The organism is Halobaculum sp. CBA1158 (assembly GCF_021431925.1).
Taxonomy (GTDB): Archaea; Halobacteriota; Halobacteria; order Halobacteriales; family Haloferacaceae; genus Halobaculum.
Window position 1 is genome coordinate 2448330 of record NZ_CP090371.1, and the last position, 13643, is coordinate 2461972.

Genomic DNA, 13643 nt, shown 5'->3' on the forward strand with positions numbered 1-13643 from the left:
TTGTCGTGCGTCGGGTCGACCGGCTCAGACGCCGCGCAGGAAGTTCTCGATCACGTCGTGACCCACCGCCGTCAGCACCGACTCCGGGTGGAACTGCACCGCCTCGATCGGGTGTTCGCGGTGGCGCACGCCCATCACGAGATCCTCGCCTGCGTGGTCGGTCGTCGCGCTCACGTCGAAGCAGTCGGGGACCTCGGTGGCGACCAGCGAGTGGTACCGGCCGGCGCGAAAGCCCTGCTCCAGCCCCGCGAACACGCCCGCGCCGTCGTGGTCGACGGGGAACGCCTTCCCGTGGATCGGCTCGGGCGCGTGACCGACTGTGCCGCCGTACTCGTAGACGGCGGCCTCCAGCCCCAGACAGACCCCGAGCGTCGGGACGTCGGGAGAGAGCTCCCGGAGGACGGGCATCGTCACGCCCACGTCGCGGTCGTTCCTCGGGTGGCCCGGCCCCGGGGATATCAGGACCGCGTCGGGGTCGGTGTCGCGGACCGCCGTCAGCGACGCGGCGTTCTTCAACACGGTGATGTCGGGGGTCTCGCCGCCGATCCGGAGGTCCGAGACGTACTCCACGAGGTTGTACGTGAACGAGTCGTAGTTGTCGACGACGGTGACGTTCACTCGCCCACCTCCGGGTCGTCGCTGCCGTCGTCCGGGTCGTCGCTGCCGTCGTCCGGGTCGTCGCTGCCGTCGTCCGGATTACCGTCGCCGGCGGCGTCGCCGACGCGGATCCGGTCGACGGCGTCGAGGACGCCCGCCATCTTCTGTTCGGTCTCCTCGTACTCCGCGGCGGGATCGGAGTCGGCGACGACGCCCGCGCCGGCGCGGACGGAAAGCGAGTCCGACTCCGCCTCGTCGGCTCCCCCGCCGTCTCGCGGCTCCGCCGCTCGACTTCCCGTGCCGCTTCGCGCCACGCCGTGCTCCACGGTCGCGGTCCGGATCACGATGGCGAAGTCGGCGTCGCCGGTCCAAGAGTAGTAGCCGACGCCGCCGCCGTACACGCCCCGCGGCTCCAGTTCGAGGCCGTCGATCAGCTCCATCGCCCGCACCTTCGGCGCGCCCGTGAGGGTGCCCGCTGGGAAGGTGGCTCTGGTCGCGTCGAAGGCGTCGGCGTCGGCCGCGAGGGTGCCGGTGACGGTCGACTCGATGTGCTGGACGTGGCTGTACTTCAGGACGTTCATGAACTCCTCGACGCGGACGCTTCCCGCCTCGCTCACGCGACGCACGTCGTTGCGCGCCAGGTCCACGAGCATCGTGTGCTCGGCGCGCTCCTTCCCGTCGGCGAGGAGTTCGCCCGCCAGCTTGCGGTCCTCGACCGGGGAGGTACCGCGGCGGATCGTGCCCGCGATGGGGTTGGAGACGACGCGGTCGCCGTCGACGGAGACGAGCGTCTCCGGCGACGCGCCGACCACCGAGCGGTCGCCGTGGCGCAGGAGGTACATGTACGGCGAGGGGTTCACCTCGCGCAGCGACTCGTAGAGGCCGAGGTCGTCGACCTCGCCCTCCAGCGTCCGGGTGCGGGAGATGACGCCCTGGTACACCTCGCCGTCGAGGACGGCCTCCTTCGTCTCGCGGACGGCGTCCTCGTACTCCTCGCGCGGGCCGGCCGTCTCGCGGTCCACGGCAACGCCGCCCGTCTCGGGACGGTCGGCGTCCCGGAGCGTCGCCTGCACGTCGGCGGCCTCGGTCGCGAGGCGGTCGTACACAGCGCCCGGGTCGTCGTCGGGGGCGACGATCGGCGTGAACACGAGCGAGACGCTCCCCTCGCGGTCGTCGAACGCGAGCGTGCGGGTCGTGAGCACGAACTCGGCGTCGGGCACGACCGGGTCCGGGCGGTCGACGCCGACCTCCTCGAGCCAGAGGTCGTACACCGCGTCGTAGGCGAGAAAGCCGACGAGCCCGCCGTCGAGCGTCTGGCGGTCGTTGTCGGGGAAGCCGACGCGGTCCACGTCGGGGAGGGCCCCGCGCACGCGGTCCACCGTGTCGCCGGCGGCGGGGCCGCGCACGTCGACGTAGTCGGCGGCGGGGCCGAGGCGTTCGATATCGGTGCCGTCGTGGCCGACCGCGATCACCGCCTCGGGGTCGTAGCCGACGAACGAGTAGCGCGCGTGCCGCTCGGCGTCGCCGCCGGCGTCGGCGGTACCACCGGTCCCGCCGGCGTCGCCGTCGCTTCGGTCGTCGCCGCGGCGGCGCGCACTCGGGGCGAACGCGCCGTCGGGGTCGCTGGAGGCGACCTTCTCGGCGCTCTCCAGCAGGAACGAGTGGTCCGACCGGTCCGCCAGCGCGGCGTAGGCCGTGAGCGGTTCCACGTCGGCGTCCAGCGTCGCCGTCGCGTGGACGACGCACGGCCGGTCGGCGTCCTCGACGAGGTCGACGAACTCGGCGCGTGAGCGAGAGAGGGGGGTTCCGCCCCGCTCGTTGGTCGCCTCGCTGTCTCGCGGGTCGCTCCCCTCCCCGCTCGACGTTTCGGGGCGCTCGCTGCGTTCGCGCCCCGCTCCGCTCCCCGGTCGCGTCGAGGACTCGCTGCGCTCGCCGTCCGGGCTCACTCGTACACCTCCTCTGCCTCGCCGAGCGCGCGCCCGGAGTTGCGGACGAACCGCGAGACAGCGGCGTGGTCCTTCGCGCCGGGCGAGCGCTCGACGCCGCTGGCCACGTCGACGGCGAACGGCTCGACGGTCGCGGCGGCCTCGGCGACGTTCTCCGGGGTGAGCCCGCCCGCGAGGATCACCGGCGAGACCAGTTCGCGGCGGAGCGCGGCGGCCGCCTCCCAGTCGCCCGTCTCGCCGGTGCCGCCGCCGCCGTCGTCGCCGGTGGAGTCGACCAGCAGCGCGTCGGCCGCCTCGTCGAGGTCGCGGGCGCGGTCGGCCTCGTCGTAGTCGACGACGGGGACCACCTTGGTGTCGGTCTCCGCGCGGATGTAGCCGATCTCGTGGGGGGTGAACTCCCCGTGGAGTTGGACCACGTCGGGCGCGACCGTCCGGACGGCGTCGACGGCGTCCTCGGCCGTCTCGGGCATCGTAACCAGCACAGTAGTCAACAGCGGCGGGGCCATCGACGCGAGGTCGGCCGCCTGCGCGAGGTCGACCTCGCGGGGGGTGTCGACGCTCACCGCGGAGATTACCCCGACCGCGTCCGCGCCCGCGTCGGCGACCGCCCGGAGGTCCGCCCCGTTGGTCACGCCGCAGATCTTCGCTCTGACCATCAGCCCTGCAGCGCCGCGAGCGTCTCGACGGCGTCGCCGTCGTCGATGGCGTTCGCGGCCGCCTCGACGCCGTCCTCGATCGAGTCCGCGAGGCCGGCGACGTACACCGCCGCGCCCGCGTTCGCGAGGATCACGTCGCGCTTCGGCCCGGTGACCTCGCCGGAGACGATCCCCCGGAGGTCGTCGGCGTTCTCCTCGGGCGTGCCGCCGGCGATGGCCTCGACCGGGGCCGAGTCCAGTCCGAGGTCGGCGGGCGTGAGAGTGAACTCCGTCACCTCGTCGCCGTCGACCTCGGCGACGGTCGTCGGGCCGTGCAGCGCGATCTCGTCCATGCCGTCGCCGTGGACGACGAGCGCGCGCTCCACGTCCATGTGCGTGAGCGACTCGCCGATGACGGGCACGAGGTCGTCGTCGTACACGCCGAGCACCTGGGCGTCAGCGCCCGCGGGGTTCGTCAGCGGGCCGAGGACGTTGAAGATCGTCCGCATCCCCAGTTCCTTGCGCGGGCCGATGACGGCCTTCATCGCGGGGTGGAACACCGTCGCGAGCATGAAGCCGATACCGTCGCGCTCGATGGCGTCCTCCACCGCCGGCGGCTCGGCGTCGACCTCGACGCCGGCGACCTCCAGCACGTCGGCCGATCCCGACGACGAGGAGACGGAGTAGTTGCCGTGCTTGGCGACGGTGACGCCCGCGCCGGCGGCGACGATGGCCGACGTGGTCGAGACGTTGATCGTGTCGTGATCGTCGCCGCCGGTGCCGCAGGTGTCGACCAGCGGCTCGCGGTCGGGTTCGATCGTCCGGGCCGCCTCGCGCATCCCCTGCGCGAACCCCGCGATCTCCGCCTCCGTCTCCCCCTTGGCGCGCAGTCCCGCGAGCAGCGCGCCGATCTGTGCCTCCGTCGCCTCCTCGAACACGAGCGTCGACGCCTCCCACGCCTCCGCGACGGTCAGGTCCTCCCCCTCGGCGACGCGCTCGATGTATCCTTCCATACTCATTGTGAAACACCTGTGTCGGTGTTGGTCGTACAATGTACGAATGTGTGCATCAAGATAAGGCTGTCGCGGGCGCGGAACTCGCGGTCCCGATTCGGCGGTCGGCGCTGTTGTGGTCGCCGACGCTGTTGTGGTCGCCGTCGCTATTGTGGTCGCCGACGCTGTTGTGATCGCCACCGATCGCCGGCGCGTGGTCGCCTCTACTCGCCGGTCACGTCGTCGGTACCGTCGTCCGGGTCGTCGCTGTCGCCCGGATCGTCGCCGTCGCCGGCGCGGTCGCCGTCGCCGGCGCGGTCGCCGTCGGCCGGAAGCTCCTCCACCCCGCCGGCGAGGCTGGCGGCGTCGGCGGCGACGGTGGCGTAGTCGACACCGGCCTCGTCCGCGACCGTCCGCAGGTGTGACGCGAGCAGCGACAGGGCCTCGAGTCCGCCGCGTTCGCCGCCGCTCCGGCGGGCCGTCGTCGTGTCGACGCGGTCGCCCCGCACCGCGCCGACGTGGATCGCGGTGAGGTCGTCGGCGTCCTCGAGGAGGGCGCGGGCGGCGGCCAGTTCCCGCTCGAACGTCCGGTCGGCGGCCGCGTCGTCGGATGCGTCGGAGGCGACATCGGACGCGTCGGAGGCGTCATCGGCTGGGTCGGGAGAGTCGTCGCTCACGGGCCGGTCGTCGCGTGCGACGAGGAAAAGCGGTCGGGTGCGGGTCGGGGCGGGGCTATCCGTCGGGCCGCGGGCGCGCGGTGAACAGCGTCGGGACGATGCTGAACGGCTCGTACACCGACTGGTGGCACGGACAGTACACCTCGTTCGAGGCGTTGAACTTCACGCCGCCTTCCGCCTTGAACGCGGGGACACAGCAGAAGTGGGTGCACTTGTTGAGCCAGGCCATCACGCCCTGGCTGGTGGACGCCTGGAGCCACTGCTGGACGCTGTCGGTCACGGTGTACGGCTCGTTCTGGTCGGGCGCGGGTGCCTGACCGTTCGCCGCGAGCTGCTCGATGACGGGCGAGCGGAGCACGTTCACCGGGATGGTGTCCTCGGTGTCCTGGGACCGCCAGTTCGCCGTCCCAGGCTTGCCGATCCCGTCGACGCCGATCCCGTTACCCCAACTCTCGTAGTCGTCGAACATGTCAACGTTGAGGGCCGTGCCCGCCTCGATGTCGCTTTGCCACTCGAAGCCGGGCGCGGAGCCCACGTAGAAGACGTTGTCCGACTCGTACTGCGGCTGGATCCCCTCGTAGGTCTCGACTCCGCAGTACTGGTACCACTCCGAGGAGTAGGTCACGCCGCCCAGATCCATCTCGGCGACGTTGACGGTCTGCCCCTGAACCGTCTCCTGGGACACCTCGGGCCAGACGCCCTGGATCGTCCCGTCGCTTTGGATCTCGATGGGGATCTGCGGCATCCCCCGGGGGGCCGGCCCCGCGGTGTTTTCGATGGCCATCGCCTCGGTCGCACCGCCCCCGGCTCCCGGAGAGGTGGTGAGGCTGTTGACGCTGGCCGAGCCGGTGGCCCCGACGCCCGCGAGGGCCGCCCCGCCCACGACGCCCTTGACGAACCGGCGACGGCCGGACTCGCCCGGGTACTTGTCGTCGTCTGCGCTCATAACTCGCTCTCGGGGGGCGCGACGCAAAAGCCTGACGAAAGGGTGAACCGGCCGTCTTCGGCCGATTCCGATCGGTCGCGTTCCCGACCCATCCCGGCGCTCGGTTCGCCGGCTCCGCGTCCGCGTTCGCGTCCCCCTCCGGCGGTGCGACACGGTCACCCTCGTCGGATATCTGGTACTCGAAACCGAGACAATTCTCGCGAGTTTTCCCACTACCGGAACGGTTGTGACCCGTGCTACCCCTTGTGATCCCATGTCATTCGACGAGCGGGACGTCGGCCGCGACGTCCGCGAGCTCGCGGCGTTGTTGGGGGAGGTGATGGAGCGACAGACCTCGCGGGCGGACTTCGACGCCGTCGAGGATATCCGGCGGGCGTCCATCGACTACCGCGCCGGCGACGCCCCCTCGCGAGATCCGGTCCGCGAACGGCTCGAAGGGCTGGACCCCGAGACGATCCGGACGGTCGCGCGGGCGTACGCCGCCTACTTCGAGCTGGTGAACGTCGCCGAGGAGCGCGAGCGCGTCCGCGCCATCCGTCGGGGACGCGAGTCGGGCGACCTCGGCGACGGCCTCGACCGGACCGCCGAGGCGCTGGCGGACGCCGACGCGGACACTGTGCGACGGGTGCTCGACGACGTGCGCGTCGTTCCGACGTTCACGGCCCACCCGACGGAGGCGCGCCGCAAGACGGTGAAGGCGAAGCTTCGGCGGGTCGCGGAGGTGCTCCGCGACCTCGACGAGCGTCGGCTCACCGACGGGGAGTTCGCCGAGTTGGAGCGCGACCTGGAGTCGGAAGTGGAGACGCTGTGGTCGACCCGACAGGTCCGTCCCCGGCGACCGACCCCGACCGACGAGGCGCGCGACGTGCGCTGGTACCTGGAGCACACGCTGTTCGACGTGGCCGCCGACGCCGAGGCCGCGCTCGCCGAGCGCGTGACCGAGGCGCACCCCGAACTGGACGCGACGGACGCCGAGGCCGCCACCGGGACGCTGGAGTTCCGGTCGTGGGCCGGCTCCGACCGCGACGGCAACCCCTTCGTCACCCCCGAGGTGACGACCGAGACGCTGTCGGCCCAGCGCGAGGCCGTGCTCGACCGGTACCTCGACGGACTCGACGCCGTCGCGGGGGCGTTGAGCCACGAGGGCGATCGCCTCGACCACACGGAGGCGTTCCGCGAGCGCGTCGCCGCCGACAGCGAGGCGCTGCCCGGCGTCGCCGAGACGCTCGCCGAGCGCTACCCGGAGGAGCCGTACCGCCGTGCGGTGTCGCTGATGCGGGCCCGCGTCGAGCGCGTCGACGACCTCCGGCCGGGCGGCTACGACGACGCCGAGCCGTTCGCCGCGTCGCTGCGGGCGCTCGCGGCCGACCTCCGCGCGAACGGCTACGACGCCACGGCCGCCGAGCACGTCGACCCGCTGGTGCGGCGCGTCGAGACGTTCGACTTCTCGCTCGCGGCGCTGGACCTGCGCGACCACCGCGAGAACCACACCGAGACCGTCGCGGACCTGCTCGCGCGTGAGGGCCTGGACTACGAGGCGATGGACGAGGACGAGCGCGTCGCGACGCTCACCGAATCGATCGTCGGCGACGCGCTCGGGAGCCTCGATACCGACGCCGCCGCCGGCGACGGCGACGACCTCTCGGAGACGACCGAGCGCGTCTGCGAGCGCTTCCGCGCGCTCGCAGACTGGCACCGCGAGTACGGCGAGGCGGCCATCGACGCCTACTGCATCTCGATGACCGAGGAGCCGTCCCACGTCCTCGAAGTCCTCTACCTCGCCGACCTGGCGGGCGTCGTCGACCTGCCCGACTACTGCGGACTGGACGTGGTTCCCCTGTTGGAGACGGCGTCGGCGCTGGCGAACGCCCGCGACATCTTCGGGACGCTCGTGAACAACGACGCCTACGGCGCGGCGCTGTCGGCCCGCGGCGACGTGCAGGAGGTGATGCTCGGCTACTCCGACTCCAACAAGGAGAACGGCCCGCTGGCGGCGGCGTGGGATCTCCACCGGAACGCCCGACGGCTCGCGGAGGTGGCCGCCGACCTGGGCGTCGAACTGCGGCTGTTCCACGGTCGCGGCGGCTCCATCTCCCGGGGCGGCGGCCCGATGAACGAGGCGATGCTGGCGCTGCCGCCGGAGACGGCGACGGGGGAGATCAAGTTCACCGAGCAGGGCGAGGCGATCGCCGAGAAGTTCGCCAACCCCCGCGTCGCCGAGCGCGAACTGGAACAGATGCTCGACGCCCAGGTGCGCGCCCGCCTCCGGGCGCTCCGGGGCAACGCCCCCGATCTGCGGCCCGAATGGGAGGCGGCGATGGACGCCGCCGGCGAGGGCGCGCGCGCGGCCTACCGCGACCTGCTCGACACCGAGGGGTTCGTCGAGTTCTTCGAGACGGCGACGCCCATCACCGTGATCGAGGACCTCAACATGGGCTCGCGGCCGGCGTCGCGCTCGGGCGAGCGCACGGTCGAGGACCTCCGAGCGATCCCCTGGGTGTTCTCGTGGACCCAGAGCCGCGCGATCCTCCCCGGGTGGTTCTCGACCGCCGCGGGACTGGACGCGTACCTCGACGGCGACGCCGCGGACGCGCCCGACGGCGGCGGCGACCTCGACACGCTGCGAGAGATGTACGAGGAGTGGCCGTTCTTCCGGACGACGATCGATCACGTCGCGCTGTCGCTGGCGCGCACGGAACTGGAGATCGCCGCCGAGTACGCCGACCTCGCGCCCGAGGACCTCCGCGAGGAGTTCTTCCCGCGGATCGAGGCCGAGTACGAGCGGGCCGTCGAACTGGTGCGCGAGATCACCGGACGCGAGGACCTGGTGCGCCGCGAGTGGCTCGCCGAGAGCCTCCGGCGACGCAACCCGTACGTCGACCCGCTGAACCTCCTGCAGGTCGACCTGCTCTCGCGGACCCACCGCACCGACGCCGAGGAGCGCGCGCTCCGCCTGACGGTGAAAGGCATCGCCGCCGGGATGAAGAACACCGGCTGAGTCGCGTCGATCGCCGGGGGCGACGCGCTCGCGTCAGCGCCCTCCCCCGCCCAGCGCCGCCCGCACGGCGTCGCCACCGAACAGCACGGCACCCGCGGCGATCACTATCGTCGCGAGCGCCGTCCACAGCGCCGTCGCCGGCGCGTCGACGGTCGCGACCCGGACGAGCGCGCCGCCCAACACCGCGAACAGCACAGCGACCGCGAGCAACTCCCGGGGGGTCGCGTCCGCGGTCGCGTGCGACGCGTCCCGCCCGCCGAGGGCGTCGCCACCGCGGGGGGCCGCGTCGTCGGCGGCGGTGCTGTCGCGGTCGCCGATGCTGTCGTGGCCCGTGCCGCCGTCGCGGTCATCGATGCCGTCGCGGTCGGCGGTGCTGTCGCGGTCAGCGTTACGGTTGATGCCGTCGCAGTCGCCGATGCCGTCGATGCCGTCGATGCCGTCGTGGTCGCCGGTACCGTCTCTCGATCGCGTCATCGCGGTCCATCCGACGGCGCGTTCAGGGATAACTAACGGCCTTGTCCGCGGTGAAAGTAATATGCTCGAGGCGTCGAGTCGGCGTCTCCTCGGATTCAGTCGGCGTCCGCTCGGGCGTCGACCTGGTTCCAGGGGGCCTCCTCGAAGTCGACGATCCGGTGCTCCTCGGCGAGGTCGTCGATGGCGGCGACCTCCTCGTCGGTCAGCTCCAACTCCGTGGCGGCGAGGTTGTCGCGAATGTGGTCCTCGCTCGTTGCCTTCGGGATGGCGGCGAGTTCGTCGTGCGCGAGCAGCCACGCGATCGACACCTGTGCCGGCGTCGCGTCGTGGGTCTCGGCGATCGCGACGATGTCGTCCACGTCGGCGACCTGATTGCGGGCGATCGGGCAGTACGCGACGAGGTGGTGGCCGTCGTCGCGGGCGTACTCGCGCAACTCTCGCTGCTGGAGCATCGGGTGACACTCGACCTGATGGGCGAAGACGTCGACGTCGAGGTGCTCGCGCGCCTCGTCCAGTTGGTCGGGCCGGAAGTTCGAGAGGCCGACGCGGTCGACGGTGCCCTCGGCGACCAGGTCGTTCAGCGCCCGACACGTCTCGGGGGCGTCGTAGCTGTTGATCGGCCAATGGACGTACAGCAGGTCGATGGAATCGACCCCGAGGCGCGCGGCGGACTCGTGCGCCGTGTCGTAGGCGTCGTCGTAGCTGAGGTTGTCCGTCGTGAGCTTCGTGGCGACGAACAGCTCCTCGGGGTCGCGCCCGGCCGCCTCGATCCCCTCGCGGACGAGCGCCTCGTTCTGGTAGCCCTGGGCGGTGTCGATCGCCTCGTAGCCGGCCTCGACGGCCGTCTCGACGCTGTCGACGCACTGCGGGCCGGTGAGCTGGTACGTGCCGAGTCCGAACCGCTGGAAGTCGGTCATGCACCGGCGTTCGGTCGCGCGGGCCCTCAAGTCGTCGGTGTCGGCGAGCCGTCGGTACCCCTCGGCGCGGTCGTTCGGCGTCGAGTTCTCACGGAGGAGAACCGGCGCTGTCGTTCGGCGGTCGCACAAAAGGGTTCCCGACAAGGCTTATCATGACCACCGTCAACGACTAGCATGCACAGCATGTTCGAACGGTTCTCACACGGCTACTACCTGGGCGAGATGTACGTCCAACCCAGGTCCGAGGAGGCGGCGGCGATCAAGCGATCCGATCACGAGCGCGTGAACGAACAGCTCTACGCGGACGAGGAGGGCATCGCCCGACTCGACAACCCGCTCGTCATGAAGGTGGGGACGACGCACTTTCCGGTCGTCGGCGACGACGACGTGCCTTCCGGAACGCTCGCGCTCCCGGAGGAGGGCGTCCCGGACGACCTCGAGTTCCGCCTGCCGGGCCGCAGCGAGGTGTTCCTCGCGAACGCCGACCGCGCCCGCGACCTGATCCGCTTCACCGGGTGGGAGGGCGACACCGGCGATCCCGCCGAGTACGCCTGACGGGCCGCGCCACCGCTCTCGGTACGGCCCGGTCGATCCCCGCATCGTTTTTGCCCCGGCCCGCGCCGGCTCCCTCATGCTCGACAGACTCCTCGGCAGGAAGCGACTCAAGGAGCGGATCGCCGAGTTGGAGGGGGAGCGCGACGACGCTGTGGCTCGGATGGAGGCCGAGGAGCAGCGCCGCGGCGAGGCGGCGCGCAAGCGCCAGAAGGCCGAGAAGCGCGTCAACGAGTTGGAGACGCGGATCACGGAACTGGAGGACCGACTGGAGCGCGCCGAGGCCCGGGAGGAGGACACGACCGTCGACTTCCGCGGGGTCGAGACGCTTCGGCCCGACCGCCGCGACGAGGTGCTCGCGCGGCTTCGGAGCCTGGAGACCGGCCCGGAGGGCGCGCTGTCGGCGTTCGTCGCCGCCGGCGGCGACGTGCCAGACGCCGTGAGCGAGGCCCTGGGCGACCGTGCGACGCTGGTGCGCCGGGCCGCGCCGACACTGGTGTACGTCGACGACGCGGGGCTGGTCTCGTGTACGCTGGAACCGGCGCTCGACCCCGATCCGTTCTGCGAGTGGGACGACGGCTTTCGGGTCGAGGGAGCGTGGTTCCGGCCGACGGGTCGGTTCGCGTTCGGGGTGGCCCGCTCCGACACGTTCGCCGTCGGCGTGTACGAGGGCGACGAGCGCGTCGCCCTCGAGACGGTGCGGACGGACGTGATGGACGAGCACGACAAGGGCGGGTTCTCGCAGGCGCGGTACGAGCGCCTGCGCGAGGAGCAGATCGACGAGCACCTCGAGGAGTGCCGGGCGGCGCTGTCCGAACTGCCCACGGACCTCGATCGGGTCGTGCTGGTCGGCGAGCACGGGATCGTGAAGCGGCTCTCGGAGTTCGCCGACTTCACCGCGGCGAGCGACGCGACCGGGAAGCCGGAGACGGCGCTGGAGGAGGCGTTCTCGGAGTTCTGGACGGCGCGGTTGCGGCTGGTCTGAGCGCGGCTATCTCGCGAGCGGGCGGGCCTGCTCGCTCAGTCGCAGTCGGGGGTGGATCGACCGTCCTCGTTCCGAGTTCGACCGAAACGTCGCCGGATTCGGTGACGTGTGCCCGCACGTACTCGTAGTCGTCGCAGGACGCGATGTCCCACTCCACGCGGTCGCTAGTGCCGTCCGCCAGCGACGCCGTGACTCGGTACGTTCCCCGTGTGTGGATGGGGTTGTCGAGTCGAACCACCTCGCCCGGGTCGAGGGTCCGCTCGACGTCGAGGAAGGCGTCTCCTCCGCCCCGGACAGTCACCGAGAGCGCGTGTCGCTCGTCGTGATCGTTCCAGACGACGAACTCCCCGAGGTGGTTCGCGGACCCGGACCGAGCCCCCGCTACGGTTGGCGACGGCGTGCCGGATGGCCCGCGCGCCACGCACCCAGCAGCGGCGAGCGCGGCCGTCGAAACGAGGAAGCCTCGGCGATTCATATGCTGACGTGTACGGCTGGAACAAAAGCCCCATCGGAGAGTCACACAGCGACTTCACCGTCGACCTCGCGTCAGCAGGAGCAGTAGTACTCTCGATCGGTGAACTCGCCGGTGAGGTACTTCACCGCCGGCCCGGGGTCGCTCGGGCGGTACAGCCCGGTCGTCAGCTCCCCCTCGCGCTCGAAGTCGCCCGAGAACAGGCTGGCCCAGTCGTCGTCGGAGAGCACGTCCCAGAACGCCTCGTCGGTGAGACACCGCTGGACGTAGTCCGGGAGGTACACCCAGCGCGTGTCGCCGCGGTCCTCGGACTCGTACTCGACCGTCGCGTCGGTGCCGGCGACGGCGTCGGCGTAGGCGGCCATCGGGAGGTTCGCGCCGGCGGCGACGGGCATCGAGACCCACTTCCACGGTCGCGTGTTCACATCGAGGAGGACGTACTCCTCCCGGTCGGCGTCGTACACGAACTCGGACTCGCTGATGCCGTGGTACCCGGTCTCCTCCAGCACAGCGAGGGCGTGCTCGCGAACGGCGGGCTCCTCGACGCGCTCGACGAGACAGGAGGTACCGAACTCCGGGTAGCGCACGGCGGCGTTGCCGACGACGGCGAGGGGGTCGCGGTCGGCGGATCCCGGCGGCATGTAGCTCGCGAGCGAGGTGTCGCGGCCGGCCTCGACGGGCACCTTCTCCTGGGCGAGCACCGTCGCGCCGTGCTCTTCGGCCTCCGCGACCACGTCCGCGAACTCCCCCCGGTCGGCGACCTCGACGACGTTGGTGCCGAACGCCTCCTCGAACTTGCGCTTGTGCGCGGGCTTGACGACGAATGGGAACGAAAGCGTCTCGACGATCTCGTCGATCCCGTGCTCGCCGACCTCGTACGTCTCGGGGTACGGCACGCCCAACTCCTCACACAGCGCGTAGAGGTTCGACTTGTCGAGCACGCGCTCGATCCCCGCGAGATCCGAGAACGGGAGGCGGACGCCCGCGGGCTCGGTCTCGGCGAACCCGCGCACCCACTCGTCCATGCAGGCGAACGCGACCGGCTCGAACTCGAGGGCGTCGGCGATGCGCTCCACGTCCGCCCGGAAGCCGTCGGCGTCGTCCAGCGGGTAGGTGACCTGCCCGGCGTAGTCGACGGCGTCGGAGGGCGGCGCGAGCCCCGAGTCGGTGCGGTCCAGCGCGATCACGGGCACGTCGTGCGCCGAGAGCGCGCGGGCGACGCTCGCGCCGGTGATGTGGGCGTTGGCGACGAGGGCGGGCGGTCGGTCGAAGTCGGCCGCCGCCAGCGCCGAGACCAGCGCGTCGGTGTCGTGGAAGGTGTCGGCCATGCCCCGAGGTTCGCCGCCGCGGGCTAAAGCCCCCCGTTCGCCGGCGTCGACTGCCGCCGCCGGTGACGATCGGAACGCATCGACCGCGGCCGGACGCGCCGACGCCGACTCCCGCCGGCGAGCG

General features: G+C 71.7%; 13 protein-coding genes. 4 read left to right on the forward strand and 9 right to left on the reverse strand.

Annotated elements, in window-relative coordinates; genetic code table 11:
- Positions 1-24 precede the first annotated feature (24 nt).
- From trpG to trpD, 4 genes are read right to left on the reverse strand one after another with little or no spacing between them, the layout of a single operon-like run.
- Positions 25-618, reverse strand: a complete 594-nt coding sequence (trpG, locus tag Hbl1158_RS12780; RefSeq protein ID WP_234297640.1) for an anthranilate synthase component II — start codon at positions 616-618, stop codon at positions 25-27.
- Positions 615-2543, reverse strand: coding sequence for an anthranilate synthase component I (gene trpE, locus Hbl1158_RS12785; protein WP_234297641.1), 1929 nt, complete (start codon positions 2541-2543; stop codon positions 615-617). The genes trpG and trpE overlap by 4 nt, the downstream gene beginning before the upstream one ends.
- Positions 2540-3199 carry a phosphoribosylanthranilate isomerase gene (locus tag Hbl1158_RS12790; protein WP_234297642.1) on the reverse strand — a complete coding sequence of 220 codons (660 nt, stop codon included), beginning with the start codon at positions 3197-3199 and terminating at the stop codon, positions 2540-2542. Before Hbl1158_RS12790 ends, trpE begins: the two co-directional genes overlap by 4 nt.
- Positions 3199-4197, reverse strand: coding sequence for an anthranilate phosphoribosyltransferase (trpD, locus tag Hbl1158_RS12795; RefSeq protein WP_234297643.1), 999 nt, complete (start codon positions 4195-4197; stop codon positions 3199-3201). Before trpD ends, Hbl1158_RS12790 begins: the two co-directional genes overlap by 1 nt.
- 44 nt (positions 4198-4241) lie before the next feature.
- Here trpD and Hbl1158_RS17195 point away from each other — a divergent pair, with 44 nt between their 5' ends.
- Entirely contained in the window at positions 4242-4364 is a 123-nt protein-coding gene (locus Hbl1158_RS17195; RefSeq protein WP_255764094.1) for a hypothetical protein, read from the forward strand.
- Between the two features lie 30 nt (positions 4365-4394).
- Here the strand turns inward: Hbl1158_RS17195 and Hbl1158_RS12800 are convergent, their stop codons facing one another.
- Both Hbl1158_RS12800 and Hbl1158_RS12805 read right to left on the reverse strand, forming a co-directional pair.
- The gene (locus tag Hbl1158_RS12800; RefSeq protein ID WP_321169941.1) at positions 4395-4847 is read right to left on the reverse strand and encodes a hypothetical protein; all 453 of its coding nucleotides are present in this window, start codon (positions 4845-4847) and stop codon (positions 4395-4397) included.
- Between the two features lie 55 nt (positions 4848-4902).
- On the reverse strand, positions 4903-5793 hold the full coding sequence (locus Hbl1158_RS12805; protein WP_234297644.1) for a Rieske 2Fe-2S domain-containing protein: 891 nt from the start codon (positions 5791-5793) through the stop codon (positions 4903-4905).
- 253 nt (positions 5794-6046) lie between these two features.
- On the opposite strand from Hbl1158_RS12805, the gene Hbl1158_RS12810 reads away from it, so the two are divergent.
- Complete coding sequence (locus Hbl1158_RS12810; RefSeq protein ID WP_234297645.1) at positions 6047-8791, forward strand: phosphoenolpyruvate carboxylase; 2745 nt, start codon at positions 6047-6049, stop codon at positions 8789-8791.
- A gap of 33 nt (positions 8792-8824) precedes the next feature.
- Here Hbl1158_RS12810 and Hbl1158_RS12815 read toward each other — a convergent pair whose 3' ends face one another.
- Positions 8825-9265, reverse strand: coding sequence for a hypothetical protein (locus Hbl1158_RS12815; RefSeq protein WP_234297646.1), 441 nt, complete (start codon positions 9263-9265; stop codon positions 8825-8827).
- A gap of 95 nt (positions 9266-9360) precedes the next feature.
- Complete coding sequence (locus Hbl1158_RS12820) at positions 9361-10182, reverse strand: aldo/keto reductase (RefSeq protein WP_234297647.1); 822 nt, start codon at positions 10180-10182, stop codon at positions 9361-9363.
- Positions 10183-10365: 183 nt separating this feature from the next.
- Between Hbl1158_RS12820 and Hbl1158_RS12825 the strand changes: the two genes are divergently transcribed.
- Together Hbl1158_RS12825 and Hbl1158_RS12830 are read left to right on the forward strand one after the other, a co-directional pair.
- On the forward strand, positions 10366-10737 hold the full coding sequence (locus tag Hbl1158_RS12825; RefSeq protein ID WP_234299536.1) for a DUF5802 family protein: 372 nt from the start codon (positions 10366-10368) through the stop codon (positions 10735-10737).
- Between the two features lie 76 nt (positions 10738-10813).
- Positions 10814-11719: a Vms1/Ankzf1 family peptidyl-tRNA hydrolase gene (locus Hbl1158_RS12830; RefSeq protein WP_234297648.1), complete on the forward strand. Its 906-nt coding sequence runs from the start codon at positions 10814-10816 to the stop codon at positions 11717-11719.
- A gap of 546 nt (positions 11720-12265) precedes the next feature.
- Here the strand turns inward: Hbl1158_RS12830 and Hbl1158_RS12835 are convergent.
- The gene (locus tag Hbl1158_RS12835) at positions 12266-13519 is read right to left on the reverse strand and encodes a carboxylate--amine ligase (protein ID WP_234297649.1); all 1254 of its coding nucleotides are present in this window, start codon (positions 13517-13519) and stop codon (positions 12266-12268) included.
- Positions 13520-13643: the final 124 nt, after the last annotated feature.

Excerpts from the sequence above, each read along its gene's own strand:
- Hbl1158_RS12835 (WP_234297649.1), bottom strand. The coding sequence starts at position 13,519 with ATGGCCGACACCTTCCACGACACCGACGCGCTGGTCTCGGCGCTGGCG.
- trpD (WP_234297643.1), bottom strand. The coding sequence starts at position 4,197 with ATGAGTATGGAAGGATACATCGAGCGCGTCGCCGAGGGGGAGGACCTG.
- Hbl1158_RS12805 (WP_234297644.1), bottom strand. The coding sequence starts at position 5,793 with ATGAGCGCAGACGACGACAAGTACCCGGGCGAGTCCGGCCGTCGCCGG.
- Hbl1158_RS12830 (WP_234297648.1), top strand. The coding sequence starts at position 10,814 with ATGCTCGACAGACTCCTCGGCAGGAAGCGACTCAAGGAGCGGATCGCC.
- Hbl1158_RS12820 (WP_234297647.1), bottom strand. The coding sequence starts at position 10,182 with ATGACCGACTTCCAGCGGTTCGGACTCGGCACGTACCAGCTCACCGGC.
- Hbl1158_RS12815 (WP_234297646.1), bottom strand. The coding sequence starts at position 9,265 with ATGACGCGATCGAGAGACGGTACCGGCGACCACGACGGCATCGACGGC.
- Hbl1158_RS12825 (WP_234299536.1), top strand. The coding sequence starts at position 10,366 with ATGTTCGAACGGTTCTCACACGGCTACTACCTGGGCGAGATGTACGTC.
- Hbl1158_RS12790 (WP_234297642.1), bottom strand. The coding sequence starts at position 3,199 with ATGGTCAGAGCGAAGATCTGCGGCGTGACCAACGGGGCGGACCTCCGG.
- Hbl1158_RS12810 (WP_234297645.1), top strand. The coding sequence starts at position 6,047 with ATGTCATTCGACGAGCGGGACGTCGGCCGCGACGTCCGCGAGCTCGCG.